Here is a 19,623-nt window from a genome sequence, read left to right as displayed (position 1 = left end):
CTGTTTTATCCCGACCACGATACACAGAGGTGCAACATTTTTACCCGAGTCGCTAATTTTTGCCGTAAGGTGCTAAACCGCGAGGAGTCTGAAACTCCTGAGGTGCTTATGCAACCGAAGATGACCGTTATCCCGCGAGAACAGCATACGATCTCCCGCAAAGATATCAGTGAAAATGCCCTCAAGGTACTTTACCGGCTAAATAAAGCAGGCTATGACGCGCTGCTGGTAGGTGGTGGTGTCCGGGATTTACTCCTCGGCGCTCGCCCAAAAGATTTTGATGTCACCACAAGTGCCACACCGGAGCAAGTGCGCAAACTGTTCCGTAATTGTCGTCTGGTCGGGCGCCGGTTTCGTCTGGCTCATGTTATGTTCGGCCCGGAAATTATCGAAGTTGCCACCTTCCGTGGTCATCACGAATTACATGACAGTGACAGAACCACATCTCAGCTCGGCCAGAATGGCATGTTGCTGCGCGATAACATCTTCGGGTCGATTGAAGAAGACGCCCAACGGCGTGACTTTACAATTAACAGCCTTTATTACAATGTCGCTGACTTTACGATTCGTGATTATGTCGGTGGTCTGCAAGACTTGCAGGAAGGCATTATTCGCCTGATTGGCGACCCGGAAACACGTTACCGGGAAGACCCGGTACGTATGCTGCGTGCCGTTCGTTTTGCCGCCAAATTGAATATGACAATCAGCCCGGAAACAGCCGAGCCGATTCCACGCCTTGCTTCTCTGCTAAATGATGTTCCCCCTGCCCGCCTGTTTGAAGAATCGCTTAAAATGCTGCAGGCGGGTTATGGTTACCGGACTTATCAGCTACTGTGCCAGTACCAACTTTTTCAACCCCTGTTTCCGGGTATTGCGCGCTATTTCACCGAGCATGGTGACAGCCCGATGGAGCGTATTATCACCCGGGTACTCAAGAACACCGACTCGCGTTTGCAGAATGATTTGCGCGTGAACCCGGCGTTTTTGTTTGCGGCGATTTACTGGTATCCCCAACAGGAAATGGCGCAAAAAATTGCTCATGAAGGTGGTTTGACCTGGTTTGACGCTTTTTCGCTGGCCATGAATGACTTGCTGGACGAAGCGTGCCGCTCACTGGCTATCCCGAAACGCATTACCACCATTATCCGTGATATCTGGCAATTACAATTACGTCTCTCACGCCGCCAGGGTAAACGTGCATGGAAATTGATGGAACATCCAAAATTCCGTGCAGCATACGATTTACTGGAAATGCGGGCTGAAGCGGAACGTAACCCGGAATTACAGCGCCTTGCTCAATGGTGGGGTGAATTCCAGGCTGCAACACCGCCGGTGCAAAAAGAAATGCTCAACCAGCTAGGTGATGACAGTCCCGCTCGCCGTAAGCGCCATCGCCCCCGCCGGAGAACCCCGAGACGTGAAGGCAATTCATGACGCGGGTTTATATCGCTATTGGCAGCAACCTGGCGTCTCCACTAAACCAGGTAGAGGCTGCCATTGATGCACTGAAACAATTGCCTGATAGCCAGGTGGTTGCTGTCTCGCCTTTTTTCCGTACCCCACCCCTTGGGCCGCAGGATCAGCCTGATTACCTGAATGCCGCCGTTGCGCTGGACACAACCCTCACGCCTCTGGCTTTGCTGGATAACACGCAGGAAATTGAACGCCAACAAGGACGGGTACGTAAAGCAGAACGCTGGGGGCCGCGAACTCTGGATCTGGATATCATGCTGTATGGCAATGACACCATTGAGAATGAACGCCTGACCATCCCGCATTACGATATGAAGCATCGTATGTTCATGCTCTGGCCTTTGTTCCAACTGGCACCAGATTTATTTTTCCCTGATGGGCAAAGTTTGCGTGACTGCCTGTCCTGCCTGAAAGATACCCCGCCAGAACGCTGGTAGTCGTTTTTTCGAGCTGGATCATTTCAGTCAGTCGAGTGCTGCTTTCCTGGTCACCCGTCAACCGAATTCAGCGCAAAATAACTAACACCTCCCCCCACATTCTTCTAGAATGCCCTGTCCTATATTTTTCCTATGATGCGACGGGGTAACCATGAAACCAACCACCATGACTCACCTGCGCCAGCTAAAAGACCAGAACAAGAAATTTGCGACTATAACCGCCTACGATTTTAGTTTTGCAAAACTCTTTTTCGATGAAGGGATTCGGGTAATGCTGGTCGGCGATTCTCTGGGGATGACCGTTCAGGGGCACGATTCCACTTTGCCTGTAACAGTTGCAGATATTGCCTATCACACAACCGCAGTACGCCGTGGCGCGCCGGAATGCCTGTTACTGGCTGATTTGCCTTTTATGGCGTATGCCACGCCGGAGCAAGCCTTTGAGAATGCGGCAACCGTGATGCGTGCCGGAGCCAATATGGTAAAACTCGAAGGGGGAAGCTGGCTTGCAGATACCGTGCGTATGCTTACCGAGCGTGCTGTGCCGGTTTGCGGCCACCTGGGGCTGACGCCACAGTCAGTCAATATTTTCGGTGGTTATAAAGTTCAGGGCCGTGATACTGCTGCCGCAGCAACCCTGTTTGATGACGCCAAAGCACTTGAAGCGGCAGGGGCACAAATGCTGGTGCTGGAGTGTGTTCCGGTAGCTTTAGCTGAACGGGTAACCCAAGCGTTATCCATTCCGGTGATTGGTATTGGTGCAGGTAATGTCACTGACGGGCAGATTCTTGTGATGCATGATGCATTCGGGATCACCGGCGGGCATATCCCGAAATTTGCTAAAGATTTTCTTCGTGAAACGGGTGATATACGCGCAGCCGTTCGGGCCTACGTTCACGAAGTCGAAACGGGTGTTTATCCGGGTGAAGAACATAGTTTTCAGTAACGGGAGTAGGTTGTGTTAATTGTTGAATCACTCAGCGTCCTGCGCCAGCACATTCGTGAATGGCGGCAGGCAGGAAAGCGCATTGCGCTGGTTCCCACTATGGGCAACCTGCACGATGGCCATATGACACTGGTTGATGAAGCCCGTCGCCATGCCGATATTGTTGTTGTTTCTGTTTTTGTGAACCCAATGCAATTTGACCGGGCGGATGACCTGGCGCGTTACCCGCGCACACTGCAGGAAGATTGTGAAAAGCTCAATCGCCGCCGCGTGGATCTGGTCTTTGCACCCGCGCCATCCGAAATCTACCCTCAGGGGATGGATACCCAGACCTATGTAGAAGTTCCCGGGCTCTCCACCATGCTGGAAGGTGCCAGCCGCCCCGGTCATTTCCGCGGTGTTGCGACCATTGTCAGCAAGTTACTGAACCTGGTTCAGCCTGATGTTGCCTGCTTTGGTGAGAAAGACTACCAGCAACTGGCTCTGATTCGCAAAATGGTGGCGGATATGGGCTATGGCACAGAGATTGTTGGCGTACCTATTGTACGCGCGAAAGATGGCCTGGCACTCAGTTCACGCAATGGTTACCTGACCAGTGAGCAGCGAAAACTCGCGCCTGGGCTGTACCAGGTGATGAACACTGTTGCGGAAAAACTGCGTCAGGGAGAACGGAGCCTGGATGAAATTCTGGCTCTGGCAGCCGCAGAACTGAATGAAAAAGGTCTGCGTAGCGATGATCTGCAAATTCGTGATGCGGACTCACTTGAAGCACTGAGTGAACAAAGCAAAGCCGCTGTGATTCTGATGGCGGCATGGCTCGGGCAGGCACGCCTGATTGATAATATGGTCGTTACACTGACACGCTAGACAGTGTACATAAAACGGGCAATACTGCCCTGGTTCCGGTGTGTTGAGGCACACCGTCAGTCAATGCCACAAAGGTTTAAACTATGATTCGCAAAATGCTGCAAGGCAAACTCCATCGTGTCAAAGTGACGCTGGCAGACTTACATTATGAAGGGTCCTGCGCCATCGACAAAGATTTCCTTGAGGCGGCCGGGATCCTTGAGTACGAAGCCATTGATATCTATAACGTCACCAACGGGAAACGTTTTTCAACCTACGCCATTGCCGGCGAGCGCGGTTCGAAAATCATTTCGGTAAACGGTGCCGCAGCACACTGTGCAGATGTCGGCGACATTCTGATTATCGCCAGCTATGTGGATGTGCCTGATGAGCAGGCCCGCGACTGGCACCCGAAAGTGGCTTATTTCGATGGTGACAACGAAATGAAACGCCTGGCAAAAGCTGTACCGGTACAGGTCGCCTGATTAAGTGTTTCCAGGGTTGGTTGAACCAGCCCTGGTTCATAGAACAAGCGCCCGCTTCGCTAGCTATGTGAACCAGGTTTAATAAGGACAAACGGTGGGTTTTTCTGCTGTTGGTGCCATAAGCTGGTTACGCTACCACCCCCTGCCGCCACAATTTGCTGGCGAAATTGCTCACTGGTCAGAATTTCTCTGGCTGGCAACATGGCCTGTAACAACGCCAGTGAAATACCACAAATAACCTCGCATCCTGGGTGTTTATGGCTTAACAATGCGGCTGCACGATAAGGTGGCGCAGATGGCAGGTCGGTTAAAAAAATCACGCCATCGCCGCTGTCGGTATTATGCAACGCATCACACATAGCACGGCTGAGCATATTATTACTCATTTCGGGCCAAAAATTCACCGTACAGCATTGTGGCAACACACCTGCCTGTGCTTCCAGCGCATCCCGAATTTCCAGTGCCATATTGTTATGGCAGGTAATTACCCAACCCAGCATCACCCATCCTCCTGAAGTACCATACCAGTGTGCCAGACGGGAATAATGATGTTGTGACGTTTATCAATAATGGTCGGTTTCCCCGGCAAAATATTACCGGGGAAGAAGGAAGCACTAACCTAACTGCGCAGACCACGCCCACGCTGAATTAAAAACCAGCATAACGCATAAAATAATGCAATAAAGCCAACTAATACCGCTACAGTGAAGCTCAGCGAAACATCAGCAATACCCAGAAAACCAAAGCGGAAACCACTTATCATGTAAACGATAGGGTTCAGGTGAGATAATCCACGCCAGAATGGCGGCAATAAAGTCAGGGAATAAAACACCCCGCCCAAATACGTTAACGGTGTCAGCACGAATGTAGGAATCAGGCTGATATCATCAAACGTTTTGGCAAAAATAGCATTCAGCAAACCAGCCAGTGAAAACAGGATAGTGGTCAGTAACAGTGTCAGGGCAACAAATAACCATGAATGCACCTGAAAAGGGACAAAGAATAACGAAACCGCCGTTACCAATACCCCCACACACAAGCCACGCGCCACTCCTCCGCCGATAAATCCGGCGATCACAACATGAGTCGGTACCGGAGCAACCAGCAATTCCTCAATATTACGCTGAAATTTTGCACTGAAGAATGATGAGGCCACATTCGCATAAGAGTTGGTGATAACCGACATCATAATCAACCCGGGTACGATAAACTGCATATAAGTAAACCCATGCATTTCACCAATACGCGAACCAATCAGGTTACCGAAGATAATGAAGTAGAGCGTCATGGTGATAACAGGTGGCACCAGTGTCTGAACCCAAATACGCATAAAGCGGTGGATCTCTTTGGTCCAGATACTTTTTAACGCAACCCAATACAGCTGCATCATTCCTGGCCTCCTTTTTTCTCATGCACCAGCGTAACGAACAGCTCTTCCAGGCGGTTTGCCTTGTTACGCATACTTAATACCTGAACACCCTGTTTGCTTAACTGGCTGAACACACTGTTTATCCCTTGTTCCCGCAAGATTTCTACTTCAAGCGTTGCGGTATCAACCAGACGATAATTGTAACCATCCAGCACAGGCAGTGGGCTTTTCGGTGCAAGATCCAACAGGAAAGTCTCAGACTTCAGTTTAGAAAGCAGCGCCTTCATTGAGGTATTTTCAACTAACTCACCACTTTGAATAATCCCAATATTGCGGCACAGCATTTCTGCTTCTTCCAGATAATGAGTTGTCAGGATAATTGTCGTCCCCTGATCGTTCAGATCCTTCAGAAACCCCCACATTGAGCGGCGCAGTTCAATATCAACGCCCGCTGTCGGTTCATCGAGAATCAATAAGCGCGGCTCATGCATCAGCGCACGGGCAATCATCAGGCGTCGTTTCATCCCGCCCGATAACATTCTTGCGCGCTCGTTGCGTTTGTCCCATAGATCCAGTTGGGTGAGATATTTTTCACTGCGTCGGAAGGCTTCGTGGCGTTCAACCCCATAATATCCCGCCTGGTGAACCACAATTTGCTGAACGGTTTCAAAGGGATTGAAGTTAAATTCCTGCGGCACCAGGCCCAATTGACGTTTGGCATTCACAACGTCCCGGTCAAGGTCATACCCAAACACTCGTACCAGTCCTGAGGTTTTATTTACGAGAGAGCTGATAATGCCAATAGTGGTTGATTTACCTGCGCCATTTGGTCCGAGCAGCGCATAAAAGTCACCGGCTTCAACGGTTAAATCAATGCCGCGCAGCGCCTGAACACCACCCGGGTAGATTTTTTTGAGTTTTTCTAACTCAAGTGCATACGTCATAGGTTACCAATTACCTTGATTATTACACTGTCTGTGTGGTTTAACATAAAATCGAATTGCTTATTGTAGTCCAATGCGTCTATCTGTTGACAGGTCAGAAACCTCCATGAAAGATATTGAAACACTCATCAGCAATAACCGTGTCTGGTCCAGGTTATTAAAAGAAGAAGAACCTGGATTTTTTGAACAACTGGCACTGTCTCAAAAACCACGCTTTCTATGGATAGGTTGCTCCGACAGCCGCGTTCCTGCTGAACGCCTGACCGGGTTGGAACCCGGAGAAATATTTGTGCATCGCAATGTTGCAAATCTGGTCATTCATACTGATTTGAACTGTCTCTCTGTTGTCCAGTACGCAGTCGATGTGCTGGAAGTCGAACACATTATTATTTGCGGCCACTATGGCTGTGGTGGTGTACAGGCCGCTGTCGAAAACCCGGAATTAGGGTTAATAGATAACTGGTTACTGCATATTCGAGATATCTGGTTCAAACACAGCACACTACTGGGAGAACTTCCACAAGAACGCCGGATGGACACCTTGTGTGAGCTGAATGTGATGGAGCAGGTCTATAACCTGGGCCACTCAACCATTATGCAATCCGCCTGGAAGCGCGGCCAAAAAGTCGCCCTTCATGGCTGGGTTTACGGGATCCATGACGGTTTACTACGCGACCTGGATGTCTCCGCCACCAGCCGCTCTGGCCTTGAACAACAATACCGTAATGGTATTTCCAACCTTAAGCTCACACACCACAGCCACAAATAATAGCAAAAGGGGCGTGATTCGCCCCTTTCCTATTTGTGCTAAACACAGCGATGCTAAGCCTGAATTATGTAAACGCCGTTAGTATCACTCATCCAGCAAAGTGACTTTACCAATATATGGCAAGTGGCGGTAATTTTGCGCGTAGTCAATGCCGTAGCCCACCACGAACTCATCCGGAATAGAAAAACCGACATACTCCACATTCACGTTCACTTCGCGGCGTGATGGTTTGTCCAGCAAAGTACAAATAGCCAGCGATTTTGGCTCACGCAGGCTCAATATTTCACGTACTTTACTGAGGGTATTACCCGAGTCGATAATGTCTTCCACAATCAAAATATCTTTACCGCGGATATCTTCATCCAGGTCTTTGAGAATTTTGACATCACGCGTACTGGACATGCCGCTGCCGTAACTGGAGGCAGTCATAAAGTCGACTTCATGCGGAACATGAACTTCACGGCACAGGTCAGCCATAAACATAAATGACCCGCGCAACAACCCAACCAGCACCATTTCATTACCCCGACCACGGTAATGCTCAGTGATCTGACGCCCTAACGCTTCAATTCGCGCCTTGATTTCCGCCGCCGGAATCATCACTTCAACAGTATGTTTCATTTCTATAACCATATGATTTAAATATAAATCATTAAATGCCAGTCACTTCTCAGCCAGCATCATGAATTTGCCGGGGAAGTATAACAGCAAACGCTGTTTAACGCTCAGCCGGATCAAAAAGCAAATTTTGTGATGCATATCACATTTGTTAATGACTATAATTAAATACGTCTTAATTATTAAAAGAGTGTTTATGTCTGTAAATAAAGAAGCTACGCAGTCACGTTGGCTCGTCATCATTACGGCACTGTTTGCATTATTAACAGGGTTGTATTTGTTGATTGGCGGGATTTGGCTCGTCGCCATTGGCGGCTCCTGGTACTACCCCATTGCGGGTATCGTAATGTTACTCACCGCAGCACTGGTATGGCGTGGCAAGCGCTCCGCTCTTGTGTTGTACGGGGCATTCTTACTTTGCACCATGATATGGTCTGTCTGGGAAGTGGGTTTCGATTTCTGGGCACTGACACCACGCTGCGATATTCTGGTGTTCTTCGGCATCTGGTTAATTTTGCCTTTCATCTGGCGTCGCCTTGCCACACCTTCGTCACTGGCTGTTCCCACTTTGGGCGTCAGCCTGGTGGTAAGCGGCATTATTCTTGGATGGGCGATTTTCAACGACCCGCAAGAAATCAATGGTACGCTGAGCAATGACACCACTTCCGCCACACAGCAAACCAGCACAGTGGCTGACGGGGACTGGCCTGCTTATGGGCGTACTCAGGAAGGGCAGCGTTACTCCCCTCTCAAACAAATTAACGACACCAATGTTAATCAGTTAAAAGAAGCCTGGCGCTTCCGGACTGGTGACCTGAAAACAGCCAGTGATCCGGTAGAAATCACTGATGAAGTTACCCCGATTAAAATTCGTGACACGCTTTATCTGTGTACTCCGCATCAGCGCCTGTTTGCACTGGATGCCGCAACAGGGAAAGAGAAATGGTCGTTTGACCCACAACTGAAAACCGACCCGTCATTCCAGCATGTGACCTGTCGTGGTGTGTCTTACCATGAGGCAACCCCGGAGAACGCACCAGCAGATGTGGTTGCCGACTGCCCGCACCGCATCCTTCTGCCTGTGAATGACGGGCGGCTGTTTGCCCTGAATGCAGACACTGGTAAGTTGTGCGAAACCTTCGCCAACAAAGGTGTGCTGAACCTGCAAACTAACATGCCGGTTACCACGCCGGGTATGTACGAACCCACTTCGCCACCCGTTGTTACTGACAAAGTGATTGTGATTGCGGGCGCTGTAACCGACAACTTCTCAACCCGTGAACCGTCCGGCGTAATTCGTGGTTTTGATGTAAATACCGGGAAACTGGTTTGGGCATTTGACCCGGGTGCCAAAGACCCGAATGCTATTCCGGCAGATGAACATCACTTTACGCTGAATTCACCTAACTCCTGGGCTCCGGCCTCTTACGATGCCAAACTGGACCTGGTCTATTTGCCGATGGGTGTCACCACGCCGGATATCTGGGGTGGTAACCGTACGCCTGAGCAGGAGCGTTATGCCAGCAGCATCGTCGCGTTGAATGCATCGACCGGTAAGCTTGCCTGGTCATATCAAACTGTTCACCACGACCTGTGGGATATGGACATGCCAGCCCAGCCGACACTGGCTGATATCAAAGATAAAAATGGCAATACCATTCCGGCAATTTATGCTCCTGCGAAAACCGGTAATATCTTTGTGCTCGACCGCCGTACGGGTAAACCTATTGTGCCGGCACCGGAAAAACCGGTTCCTCAGGGTGCAGCTAAAGGTGATCATGTTTCCCCCACTCAGCCGTTCTCTGACCTGACTTTCCGCCCGGCCAAAAAACTGACAGGTGCGGACATGTGGGGCGCGACAATGTATGACCAGTTAGTCTGCCGCGTAATGTTCCACCGTCTGCGTTATGATGGCATTTTCACTCCACCATCAGAGCAAGGTACGCTGGTCTTCCCGGGTAACCTTGGCATGTTTGAATGGGGAGGTATCTCCATTGATCCGCAACGCCAGGTGGCGATTGCTAACCCAATGGCGTTGCCTTTCGTCTCCCGCCTGGTTCCACGTGGCCCGGGTAACCCAATGGAGCCGCCGAAAGATGCCAAAGGTTCAGGCACTGAATCCGGTATTCAGCCCCAGTACGGCGTACCTTATGGCGTCACGCTGAACGCTTTCTTATCGCCGTTTGGTCTGCCGTGTAAACAACCGGCCTGGGGTTATATTTCCGCTCTGGATCTGAAAACCAACCAGGTTGTGTGGAAGAAACGTATTGGTACCGTGCGTGACAGTTCACCTGTTCCGCTACCTTTCCGGATGGGCATGCCGATGCTCGGTGCACCCATTTCAACAGCAGGCAATGTTCTGTTCATCGGTGCAACCGCAGATAACTACCTGCGTGCTTACAACATGAGTAACGGGAAAAAACTCTGGGAAGCACGTCTGCCAGCAGGTGGCCAGGCAACACCAATGACATATGAAGTCAATGGTAAGCAGTATGTTCTGATAGCCGCAGGCGGACATGGTTCGTTTGGCACCAAACTGGGGGATTATATTATTGCCTGGGCACTGCCAGACCAGAAATAACCTGCTGTATGACTGATAACATGCAGAATTAAGGCGGAATATCATTCCGTAACCAATAAAAGAGCCGGTCGCCTCAAAAGAGTGACCGGCTCTTTTCAATAACAACTGTTCTCGGGTTGCTTAAACCTCGCCGACAGTAAAGCCCAGCATCATGCCCGTATCTTCGTGTTCTAACAGGTGGCAATGTGCCATGTAAGCATGTTCCGCACTGGCGACATAATCAAAGCGCACCAGTACTTCGCTGCGCCTGCCTTCTACCCGAACAGTGTCCTTCCATCCCCGGCGATGCTCAGCAGGTGGCTGGCCATTTTCAGTTAATATCCGGAATTGCATGCCGTGAATATGGAAAGGATGCAGCATCATGTCGCCTTCCCCGGAGATAACCCAGCGTTCATATCGCCCTTGTGGGACATGAAACGCCGGGTGATGCATATCGAAAGCTTTACCATTAATACGGTTGGCGGTATAGAGATCAAATGCCTCCTGCCCCATTGCTGAATTACTCATATGATGGGTTTGTGGCATTCCTTGCATGCCAGACATCCCCTGCATGCTGTTCATATCACTGGCATGATGCATGTTCATGCCTGCCATGTTCCCACGGCCCATGGCCTGCTGACCATATTTGTCTTTCAAAGCCTGCATGCCCTGGCTGTCTAACCGTGGGTCCATACTCAATGTCAACACACGCTGAGTCAGCCCTTCAAGGGCAGGTAGTGCAGGTAATGCCACCAGTGTATCGGGTAAATCCCCCGATGCCGGAATACGCAGTGGGCGAATACCAACGACCGGGCAGGGCTTATCAAAGGGCGGTAATGTCATGCCCATTTGAGTGACCGGGAGAGTGACCAGGTCAAAAGGGGTGCCATCACTGGTATCCACCATGATTTCAAAGCGCTCTCCCATTAATAGCGGCAGGGAAGTGGTTTTGACAGGTTCAGGTAATAACCCGCCATCGCTGGCTATCACGTAGAAAGGGCGATTATCACTGGCGGCAATTGTCAACGAACGCGCATTACAGCCATTCAGTAAACGCAGCCGTAACCAGCCTCGTGGTGGCGCATGTTGCGGGTATTCGGCACCATTACACAATAATGTATCGCCAAACCAGCCGACCGCCGCTGTCATCATATCCAGCTGATAATCTATTTCTCCGGCAGTAGTAAAACGCTTGTCCTGAATAATCAGTGGTACATCATCAATCCCCCACTGCTTCGGTAGTCGCAATGCTCCCTGTGCAGCATCATCAATCAGCACTAATCCGGCCAGCCCCATCGCGACCTGCTGGCCTGTATGTTTATGGTAATGGGGATGAAACCAACAAGTGGATGCAGCCTGGTCAGGCGTGAAAGTCACCGTTCGGGTTTCCCCTGGTGCGATAATCCCTTGCGGGCCGCCATCCACACTGCCAGGAATTGCCAGCCCATGCCAGTGCACAGTCGTGGGTTGTGAAAGTGCATTATGCATTTCCACTGTTACCTCAGTCCCTTTATTCAGTGCCAGCGCCGGTCCCAAAAGATTGCCGTTATATCCCCAGGTTGTGACCTGCTTCCCATTAAAAAGTGTTTTCCCGGCCTGAATCCGTAAGCGAATTTTACCGTGGATATCCGCCTGGAGCAGGTCTGGTACCGGCAATGCCGGGCGCTCAGAAAGGACAGGCATTCTGGCCCAGGTGGGTATTACGCTCAGTGCGCCCAAAGCAGCTGAATACTTAATAAACTCACGACGTCGCATTCTTTTCTCCATTGCAGGTGATGACATAATGAGCGCAGTCTAAACCCTGACCTAACAGGAAGGTCAATCTGCGTTAAACACAAGAAATCACTTCCCGAATACTGTAAATATGCTAACGTTTTATTTCCGCAATCACGTGGTCAGAGCAATGAAGACGTTTGTTAAAATAACCATCCTGGGATGTTTGTTAGCTTTCTCCTCCGCCAGTCAGGCATTGAATGAAGCAGAAGCCGAAGATATGGCTGATTTAACAGCTGTATTTGTATACTTAAAAAATGATTGCGGTTATCAGGATTTACCTAATGACCAAATTCGCCACGCTCTGATTTTCTTTGCACAGCAAAATCAGTGGGACCTGAGTAATTACGACAGTTTTAATATGAAAAAAATGGGGGAAGAGAGTTACCGCGATTTAAGTGGTATTGCGATTCCCACCGCTAAAAAATGCAAATCGTTGGCCCGTGACTCACTGAGCCTGCTGGCCTACGTAAAATAGCCCACCTCTGGCCCCTTTGTTGAAATAATGACCGTGCATGCGCGGTCATTGTTCGTTATGATGTTGCGCCCATTTTATCCGGGTGTTAATGAAGGAGGTGCCAACACATGGCTGAAAATCGCCAGTGGCATGAAACGCTACACGATCAATTTGGTCAGTACTTTGCTGTTGATAATGTGCTGTACCATGAAAAGACAGATCACCAGGATCTGATTATCTTTGAAAATAGCGCATTTGGGCGCGTAATGGCGCTGGATGGCGTGGTACAAACGACTGAACGCGATGAGTTCATTTACCACGAAATGATGACTCATGTCCCTTTGCTGGCCCATGGCCAGGCAAAACATGTGCTGATTATCGGTGGTGGTGATGGCGCGATGTTACGTGAAGTTTGCCGCCATAAAAATGTTGAAACCATTACAATGGTGGAAATTGATGCGGGCGTAGTGTCTTTTTGCCGCCAGTATCTGCCACACCATAACGCCGGTGCCTATGACGACCCACGCTTTAAGCTGGTCATTGACGATGGCGTGAATTTTGTTAACCAAACCACGCAAACGTTTGACGTTATTATTTCTGACTGTACTGACCCGATTGGCCCCGGAGAAAGCCTGTTTACTTCCGCGTTCTACGAAGGGTGTAAACGTTGTCTCACGCCTGGGGGTATTTTTGTCGCCCAAAATGGTGTTTGCTTCCTGCAACAGGATGAAGCTATCGGCAGCCACCGCAAACTGAGCCATTACTTTGGTGATGTCAGCTTTTACCAGGCCGCTATCCCCACCTATTACGGTGGCGTAATGACATTTGCCTGGGCGACTGACAATACGGCTCTGCGCCATCTGCGTACCGAAATCATTCAGTCGCGTTTCCGCCAGGCCAGCCTGACTTGTCGCTATTACAACCCGGCAATTCACACTGCGGCGTTTGCCCTGCCCCAGTATTTACTTAACGCCCTTTCCGGCCCCGATTCCTGAGGAGGTGAGCGAAATTGAAAAAGCTGAAACTACATGGCTTTAATAATCTCACTAAAAGCCTGAGTTTTTGTATCTACGATATTTGTTATGCCAAGACACCCGCTGAGCGTGATGGCTATATTGCTTATATTGATGAGTTGTATAACGCCAACCGTTTGACAGAGATTCTGAGCGAAACCTGTTCAATTATTGGCGCTAATATTCTGAATGTTGCCCGCCAGGATTATGAACCGCAGGGTGCCAGCGTGACAATTCTGGTCAGTGAAGAACCCATTGACCCACTACACATTGATAAATCTGAAAATCCAGGGCCACTGCCTGAAGCCGTCGTTGCTCACCTGGATAAAAGCCACATTTGCGTGCACACTTATCCGGAAAGCCATCCCGAAGGGGATTTATGTACTTTCCGTGCAGATATTGAAGTCTCTACTTGTGGTGTTATTTCTCCCCTGAAGGCACTGAATTACCTTATCCACCAGTTAGAATCCGATATCGTCACCATTGACTACCGCGTCAGGGGCTTTACCCGGGATATTAACGGCATGAAACACTTCATCGACCATGAGATAAATTCTATTCAGAATTTTATGTCTGAAGATATGAAGTCGCTGTACGATATGGTGGATGTGAATGTTTACCAGGAGAATATCTTTCACACCAAGATGCTGTTGAAAGAATTCGATCTGAAACACTATATGTTCCATACCCGGCCAGAAGATTTAACCGCCGCAGAACGTAAAGTGATAACAGATCTGTTATGGAAAGAGATGCGCGAAATTTATTACGGGCGCAATATTCCGGCAATGTAAAGGTAACAGGTTAAAGCCTTGCTATATGCAGGGCTTTAAATTTTTTCTCTGAGCCAGGATAACCCAAACATTACCTTTCTGGATGGCTTATTTTTTATCCGGATAAACCTGACAGAAACACGACCAGTTTTTCTGCCGTATCACTATCCGTATCACTTTCTATCGTGCACAGCCTGAGCAGTTGTCAGCCACTGCCCTCGTTCTCAAGTCAGATCAACGTCTTTATAACCAAAGAACCATGTGAGGATAAAACCGCATGCATAGGAGATTAATATACCCGCTGCGTAAACGCCCATTCCCGCATAAATACCCAGGCTGGATGTCATCAGCGGCAACGAAACCAAACCTGATGGACCGAACACGGTATTCAGACCAATTGGCAATCCCAGCCAGGCAACCATGCCAATAAAAAAGCCGCCGCAGGCACCACCAAGACAGGCAGTCACAAACGGTTTAACACGGGGTAGCGTCACAGCATAGATCAGCGGTTCACCCACGCCCAGCAGACCGGGGATAATCGCCCCCTTCACCTGATTACGCGTTACGGAATCTTTCCCCGCCCGGAAGTACAACGCTAATGCCGCGCCAACCTGCCCGCCACCGGCCATAGCCAGAATCGGGAATAAGGAGTTGAAACCCTGCGCATCCATCAGCGCGAAATAAACCGGGATAAAACCCTGATGTACACCAAAGACCACTGCTATCAGGAACAGGCCAGCCAGTACCGCGCTGCCAAATGGGTTACCGTTCAGATGCAGGAACAGCCAGGACATACCTTTAAACAGCTCGCCGCCAAACGGCATAATCAGCGTAAAGGTCAGCATACCAGTGATAAGCAGTGTCAGTAGAGAAGTGACTATCATATCCAGGTTATCCGGGACAATCTTGCGGATTTGCCGTTCGATCCACGCCCCCAGAATCGCGGCAATCAGCACGCCGACAATATTGCCGCGTGGGTCTATCCCCATGCCGAAGAAGCTATCGATACCGGAGAAATAACCCACTGTCGCTTCCGGGTTGTAACCCAGCAGAAACAAAGACGCAATGATCGCCCCGTTGACCCCCGAACCGCCAAACGCTTTCTGCGCGTTATACCCAATCAGGATCGGCAGAAAGGTGAACAGGCCCTTGCCGAAGATTTTCATGTAACCAACGATATGCACGATGGTCGCATTTTTTACCGTAGCATCCACCAGCAGAAGTTGTTCGATTAAGGTCGCAAAGCCCAACAAAATCCCGGCGGCGATAAAGCCCGGGATCAGTGGAGTAAAGATAGTGGCAAACCTTGCGAGGAACTGATGTACCACACTATTTTGCTTTGCTTTCATTTTTTGTTTCGTGTCGCTTGCAACAGAGCTAACGCTCTGCAGAGCGGCAGAAGCGGAATCGCTGCCACTGGACAGCATTCTGTTCATCATCTCGGCGGCACTCTGCGCTTTGCCGGGGCCAAGAATAATTTGCAGTTGGCCGTCGGAGTTAATCACGCCCAAGACGCCATCCAGCACTTTAAGTTTACTGTGTTTGATAAGTTGATCGTTAACGAGCGTCAGGCGCAGGCGGGTCATGCAATGCCCACAGTTCTGGATATTATCTTTATTGCCCACCAGTTCCAGGATTGTAGCGATGAATTGTTCCGTCATCTTAGCCATTACCAGACCTCCATATTGGCTAAAGCGTTGCGAATAGATTCAGCTGGTATCGTTAAGCAGCTGTCTGGCCTGTTGCGCGCTCAACTTGCCCAATACCATGACAATGACCATTTTACAGTGGTTGTTTATGGGCATGCTCCAGCGTAACAAAAGCGAAGGAATGAAAATGATTGAGCAAAGCCGCAATCTGGTTGAGAGATTAACCTGACAGCACTGGCCCCCATTTCTGAAAAAAACCATGCGCATCCCGCATATTTCGCCAAGCTAAGCTAACTGGGGGCTAACGGCTTATTTTCCCGCTAAAAAGCGTTTATACGCGGCGACAACCTGTAAGAAATCCTCAACACCACACATCGCCAGACTTTCTTCGTCGTAGTAACTCATCCCTTCTTCGATTTCATCGCCCGAAAAGTCCAGTTGGTTGGCCCGTACCATCACTTCTTCGCCATCCAGCCACAACGTGTATTCATGCCCGGTCCGTTGCCAGTGGCGCTCACTCCCTTTTACTGTGCGCGCAGCCTGCTCTACCTCATCAAGCAACACCAGGTTCTCTTTCACTTCTTCGTTAAACCAGTGACCGATTGCCTCATGCCCCATTGACATACGCACTTTTACCACGCCAGTAACATCCCGCATAAATTCATAGTCCATAATGTGTTCCTCTCTATGCGTGCCCCAACCTGCAGGCGGGCTTTGACAACGCTATTATCTCAGTCAAACACCAGAAAAAAAGCGGGGACGGTGACAACTTAAAAAAAAGAATCCCTCCCCCCGAAGGGAAAGGGATTCTACAGTATGGCAGAGCTGAAAGTCAGACTGCAGTCTGGAAAATCACGCCATCTGCTTTTTCCGTATACTGACTGAGACGGTCAAAGTTCAGGTAACGGTAGGTATCTGTCGCGGTCTTATCGACTTGCTCCATAAAGGCCTGGTATTCCTGAGGTGTCGGCAATTTGCCAAGCAGCGATGCAACCGCAGCCAGCTCTGCAGATGCCAGGTACACATTCGCCCCAGTACCTAAACGGTTCGGGAAGTTACGAGTAGAAGTCGACACAACTGTCGCCCCGTCCGCAACTCGCGCCTGGTTACCCATGCACAGTGAACAGCCTGGAATTTCAATACGGGCGCCACTCTTACCGAATACGCTGTAGTACCCTTCTTCTGTCAGCTGTGCGGCATCCATTCGTGTTGGCGGAGCAACCCACAAACGCGTTGGCAACTGGCCTTTATGGCTGTCGAGCAACTTACCGGCTGCACGGAAGTGGCCGATATTGGTCATGCAGGAACCAATAAAGACTTCATCAATTTTGCTGCCAGCCACATCGGACAACAGGCGGGCATCATCCGGGTCATTCGGTGCGCACAGAATCGGCTCTTTGATCTCATCCAGATTAATGTCGATCACAGCGGCATATTCCGCATCGGCATCACCTTCCAGCAACTGCGGGTCGGCCAGCCATTTTTCCATACCCTGAATACGGCGCTCCAGAGTACGGCGGTCACCATAACCTTCCGCGATCATCCATTTCAGCAGAACAATGTTGGAATTGAGGTATTCAGTGATCGGGTCTTTATCCAGCTTGATAGTACAGCCCGCAGCAGAACGTTCTGCAGAGGCATCCGCCAGTTCAAATGCCTGTTCAACTTTGAGTGTGGGCAGACCTTCGATTTCCAGAATACGACCAGAGAAGATGTTTTTCTTACCTTTCTTCTCAACCGTCAACAGCCCCTGACGAATAGCGTACAGCGGAATGGCATGCACCAGATCACGCAAAGTGATACCCGGTTGCATTTTCCCGGAGAAACGCACCAGCACAGATTCCGGCATATCCAGCGGCATAACGCCAGTTGCAGCAGCGAAAGCCACCAACCCAGAGCCAGCCGGGAACGAGATCCCAATCGGGAAACGCGTATGGGAATCTCCGCCGGTACCAACGGTATCCGGCAGCAGCATTCGGTTCAGCCAGGAGTGAATAATACCGTCGCCCGGACGCAGGGACACACCGCCACGGTTCATAATAAAATCTGGCAAGGTATGATGAGTTTGTACGTCAACCGGTTTTGGATAGGCGGCAGTGTGGCAGAATGACTGCATAACCAGGTCAGCGGAGAAACCCAGGCATGCCAGGTCTTTCAGCTCATCACGGGTCATCGGCCCGGTGGTATCTTGTGAACCAACAGATGTCATTTTTGGTTCGCAATACTGGCCTGGACGGATACCGGCAACACCACAAGCACGGCCAACCATTTTTTGCGCCAGGGAGAAACCACGGTTACTGTCAGCGACATCTTTCGCTTTACGGAACACATCGCTGTGTTCAAGGCCCAGGGACTCACGCGCTTTGCTGGTCAGCCCGCGGCCAATAATCAGCGGGATACGCCCACCGGCACGCACTTCATCCAGCAGAACATCCGTCTTAAGTTCAAAGGTGGCCAGTACTTCGTCGGAGTCATGGCGGCAAACCTCACCTTTATACGGGTAGATATCAATGACATCGCCCATATTCAGGTTTGATACATCCACCTCAACAGGCAGCGCACCGGCATCTTCCATGGTGTTGAAGAAGATTGGGGCAATTTTGCCACCCAGGACAACCCCACCACTGCGTTTGTTAGGCACACCCGGGATGTCATCCCCCATGAACCACAAAACGGAGTTGGTTGCAGATTTACGCGATGAACCTGTACCTACAACATCCCCGACGTACGCCAGCGGGAAGCCTTTTTGTTGCAGCGCTTCAATCTGTTTAATCGGGCCGACGCTACCAGGCTGGTCAGGCTCAATACCATCACGGGCGTTTTTAAGCATAGCCAGAGCATGCAATGGGATATCCGGGCGGGACCAGGCATCAGGTGCCGGCGACAGGTCATCGGTGTTGGTTTCACCCGTCACTTTAAATACAGTAACGGTGATTTTATCAGCCAGTTTCGGGCGGGACAGGAACCATTCGGCATCAGCCCAGGACTGAACAACCTGTTTAGCGAAGACGTTGCCATTTTTCGCTTTTTCTTCAACGTCGTAAAAATTGTCAAACATCAGCAGGGTGTGAGACAGCGCTTTAGCAGCAACCGGGGCCAGCTTCTCATTGTCCAGCGCTTCCACCAACGGATGGATGTTATACCCCCCTTGCATTGTGCCAAGGAGCTCGACAGCTTTTTCAGGAGTAATCAGTGGAGAGGTCGTTTCGCCTTTAGTAATAGCAGCAAGGAAACCTGCTTTGACGTAGGCGGCTTCATCAACACCCGGAGGGACTCGGTTGGTCAGTAAATCTAACAAAAATTCTTCTTCACCCGCAGGCGGGGTCTTCAGCAGCTCTACCAGTGCGGCCATCTGGATTGCATCCAGCGGTTTCGGTACAACACCTTCTGCAGCACGCTCAGCTACGTGCTTACGGTATTCTTCTAGCACGACGGTTCTCCTCGCTCTCATTGTCATATCGGCACCGGACGCTCCTCTTCACTTTCCGATGAGACCTCAGAATGTAGGGTAAAG

At 50.2% G+C, this 19,623-nt stretch carries 18 protein-coding genes; 10 read left to right on the top strand and 8 right to left on the bottom strand.

Features of this window, described 5'->3' with window-relative positions; genetic code table 11:
* The first annotated feature begins 36 nt into the window (after positions 1-36).
* The 5 genes from pcnB to panD all read left to right on the top strand — a co-directional run bounded on the left by pcnB (position 37) and on the right by panD (position 4,187).
* Positions 37-1,434, top strand: a complete 1,398-nt coding sequence (gene pcnB, locus A9B99_RS15225; protein WP_074388817.1) for a polynucleotide adenylyltransferase PcnB — start codon at positions 37-39, stop codon at positions 1,432-1,434.
* The gene (gene folK, locus A9B99_RS15220; protein WP_064598887.1) at positions 1,431-1,910 is read left to right on the top strand and encodes a 2-amino-4-hydroxy-6-hydroxymethyldihydropteridine diphosphokinase; all 480 of its coding nucleotides are present in this window, start codon (positions 1,431-1,433) and stop codon (positions 1,908-1,910) included. Before pcnB ends, folK begins: the two co-directional genes overlap by 4 nt.
* 151 nt (positions 1,911-2,061) lie before the next feature.
* Complete coding sequence (panB, locus tag A9B99_RS15215; RefSeq protein WP_064598886.1) at positions 2,062-2,856, top strand: 3-methyl-2-oxobutanoate hydroxymethyltransferase; 795 nt, start codon at positions 2,062-2,064, stop codon at positions 2,854-2,856.
* A gap of 12 nt (positions 2,857-2,868) precedes the next feature.
* Complete coding sequence (panC, locus tag A9B99_RS15210) at positions 2,869-3,723, top strand: pantoate--beta-alanine ligase (protein WP_064598884.1); 855 nt, start codon at positions 2,869-2,871, stop codon at positions 3,721-3,723.
* Positions 3,724-3,806: 83 nt separating this feature from the next.
* Positions 3,807-4,187 (top strand): aspartate 1-decarboxylase, encoded by a 381-nt coding sequence (gene panD / locus A9B99_RS15205; RefSeq protein WP_064598882.1) that lies wholly within the window; start codon positions 3,807-3,809, stop codon positions 4,185-4,187.
* Between the two features lie 59 nt (positions 4,188-4,246).
* Here panD and A9B99_RS15200 read toward each other — a convergent pair whose 3' ends face one another.
* The 3 genes from A9B99_RS15200 to A9B99_RS15190 all read right to left on the bottom strand — a co-directional run bounded on the left by A9B99_RS15200 (position 4,247) and on the right by A9B99_RS15190 (position 6,500).
* A complete protein-coding gene (locus A9B99_RS15200) occupies positions 4,247-4,687 on the bottom strand; it encodes a PTS sugar transporter subunit IIA (protein WP_064598880.1) in 441 nt (146 codons plus the stop codon).
* Positions 4,688-4,806: 119 nt separating this feature from the next.
* On the bottom strand, positions 4,807-5,577 hold the full coding sequence (locus A9B99_RS15195) for an ABC transporter permease (protein WP_036106091.1): 771 nt from the start codon (positions 5,575-5,577) through the stop codon (positions 4,807-4,809).
* Positions 5,574-6,500 (bottom strand): ABC transporter ATP-binding protein, encoded by a 927-nt coding sequence (locus A9B99_RS15190; protein ID WP_064598878.1) that lies wholly within the window; start codon positions 6,498-6,500, stop codon positions 5,574-5,576. Before A9B99_RS15190 ends, A9B99_RS15195 begins: the two co-directional genes overlap by 4 nt.
* A gap of 106 nt (positions 6,501-6,606) precedes the next feature.
* Between A9B99_RS15190 and can the strand changes: the two genes are divergently transcribed.
* Positions 6,607-7,269, top strand: a complete 663-nt coding sequence (gene can, locus A9B99_RS15185) for a carbonate dehydratase (RefSeq protein ID WP_064598876.1) — start codon at positions 6,607-6,609, stop codon at positions 7,267-7,269.
* Positions 7,270-7,353: 84 nt separating this feature from the next.
* On the opposite strand, the gene hpt is transcribed toward can, so the two are convergent.
* Positions 7,354-7,890, bottom strand: coding sequence for a hypoxanthine phosphoribosyltransferase (gene hpt / locus A9B99_RS15180; protein ID WP_064598874.1), 537 nt, complete (start codon positions 7,888-7,890; stop codon positions 7,354-7,356).
* 193 nt (positions 7,891-8,083) lie between these two features.
* On the opposite strand from hpt, the gene A9B99_RS15175 reads away from it, so the two are divergent.
* Positions 8,084-10,468, top strand: coding sequence for a glucose/quinate/shikimate family membrane-bound PQQ-dependent dehydrogenase (locus tag A9B99_RS15175; RefSeq protein ID WP_064598872.1), 2,385 nt, complete (start codon positions 8,084-8,086; stop codon positions 10,466-10,468).
* A gap of 120 nt (positions 10,469-10,588) precedes the next feature.
* Here A9B99_RS15175 and cueO read toward each other — a convergent pair whose 3' ends face one another.
* Positions 10,589-12,202: a multicopper oxidase CueO gene (cueO, locus tag A9B99_RS15170; protein ID WP_064598869.1), complete on the bottom strand. Its 1,614-nt coding sequence runs from the start codon at positions 12,200-12,202 to the stop codon at positions 10,589-10,591.
* A 148-nt stretch (positions 12,203-12,350) separates the two neighbouring features.
* Between cueO and A9B99_RS15165 the strand changes: the two genes are divergently transcribed.
* From A9B99_RS15165 to speD, 3 genes are all read left to right on the top strand, one after another.
* Positions 12,351-12,698 carry a YacC family pilotin-like protein gene (locus tag A9B99_RS15165; protein ID WP_064598867.1) on the top strand — a complete coding sequence of 116 codons (348 nt, stop codon included), beginning with the start codon at positions 12,351-12,353 and terminating at the stop codon, positions 12,696-12,698.
* Between the two features lie 107 nt (positions 12,699-12,805).
* Positions 12,806-13,672: a polyamine aminopropyltransferase gene (gene speE / locus A9B99_RS15160; protein ID WP_064598865.1), complete on the top strand. Its 867-nt coding sequence runs from the start codon at positions 12,806-12,808 to the stop codon at positions 13,670-13,672.
* 14 nt (positions 13,673-13,686) lie between these two features.
* The gene (speD, locus tag A9B99_RS15155; protein WP_064598862.1) at positions 13,687-14,481 is read left to right on the top strand and encodes an adenosylmethionine decarboxylase; all 795 of its coding nucleotides are present in this window, start codon (positions 13,687-13,689) and stop codon (positions 14,479-14,481) included.
* A gap of 203 nt (positions 14,482-14,684) precedes the next feature.
* Here speD and murP read toward each other — a convergent pair whose 3' ends face one another.
* From murP to acnB, 3 genes are all read right to left on the bottom strand, one after another.
* Positions 14,685-16,130 carry a PTS N-acetylmuramic acid transporter subunit IIBC gene (gene murP / locus A9B99_RS15150; protein WP_064598860.1) on the bottom strand — a complete coding sequence of 482 codons (1,446 nt, stop codon included), beginning with the start codon at positions 16,128-16,130 and terminating at the stop codon, positions 14,685-14,687.
* 288 nt (positions 16,131-16,418) lie between these two features.
* Positions 16,419-16,781, bottom strand: a complete 363-nt coding sequence (gene yacL / locus A9B99_RS15145) for a protein YacL (RefSeq protein ID WP_064598858.1) — start codon at positions 16,779-16,781, stop codon at positions 16,419-16,421.
* Between the two features lie 160 nt (positions 16,782-16,941).
* Complete coding sequence (gene acnB / locus A9B99_RS15140) at positions 16,942-19,539, bottom strand: bifunctional aconitate hydratase 2/2-methylisocitrate dehydratase (protein WP_156519067.1); 2,598 nt, start codon at positions 19,537-19,539, stop codon at positions 16,942-16,944.
* Positions 19,540-19,623: the final 84 nt, after the last annotated feature.

Source organism: Mangrovibacter phragmitis, from assembly GCF_001655675.1.
GTDB classification, from domain to species: Bacteria; Pseudomonadota; Gammaproteobacteria; order Enterobacterales; family Enterobacteriaceae; genus Mangrovibacter; species Mangrovibacter phragmitis.
Note: the sequence above shows the minus strand (reverse complement) of the source record. Positions and strands in the feature narration are given on the sequence as shown.

Coding starts and splice junctions, on each gene's coding strand:
- panD (WP_064598882.1), top strand. CDS start 3,807: ATGATTCGCAAAATGCTGCAAGGCAAACTCCATCGTGTCAAAGTGACG.
- A9B99_RS15200 (WP_064598880.1), bottom strand. CDS start 4,687: ATGCTGGGTTGGGTAATTACCTGCCATAACAATATGGCACTGGAAATT.
- yacL (WP_064598858.1), bottom strand. CDS start 16,781: ATGGACTATGAATTTATGCGGGATGTTACTGGCGTGGTAAAAGTGCGT.
- A9B99_RS15190 (WP_064598878.1), bottom strand. CDS start 6,500: ATGACGTATGCACTTGAGTTAGAAAAACTCAAAAAAATCTACCCGGGT.
- can (WP_064598876.1), top strand. CDS start 6,607: ATGAAAGATATTGAAACACTCATCAGCAATAACCGTGTCTGGTCCAGG.
- A9B99_RS15165 (WP_064598867.1), top strand. CDS start 12,351: ATGAAGACGTTTGTTAAAATAACCATCCTGGGATGTTTGTTAGCTTTC.
- hpt (WP_064598874.1), bottom strand. CDS start 7,890: ATGAAACATACTGTTGAAGTGATGATTCCGGCGGCGGAAATCAAGGCG.
- A9B99_RS15195 (WP_036106091.1), bottom strand. CDS start 5,577: ATGATGCAGCTGTATTGGGTTGCGTTAAAAAGTATCTGGACCAAAGAG.
- murP (WP_064598860.1), bottom strand. CDS start 16,130: ATGGCTAAGATGACGGAACAATTCATCGCTACAATCCTGGAACTGGTG.
- folK (WP_064598887.1), top strand. CDS start 1,431: ATGACGCGGGTTTATATCGCTATTGGCAGCAACCTGGCGTCTCCACTA.
- panB (WP_064598886.1), top strand. CDS start 2,062: ATGAAACCAACCACCATGACTCACCTGCGCCAGCTAAAAGACCAGAAC.
- speE (WP_064598865.1), top strand. CDS start 12,806: ATGGCTGAAAATCGCCAGTGGCATGAAACGCTACACGATCAATTTGGT.
- A9B99_RS15175 (WP_064598872.1), top strand. CDS start 8,084: ATGTCTGTAAATAAAGAAGCTACGCAGTCACGTTGGCTCGTCATCATT.
- cueO (WP_064598869.1), bottom strand. CDS start 12,202: ATGCGACGTCGTGAGTTTATTAAGTATTCAGCTGCTTTGGGCGCACTG.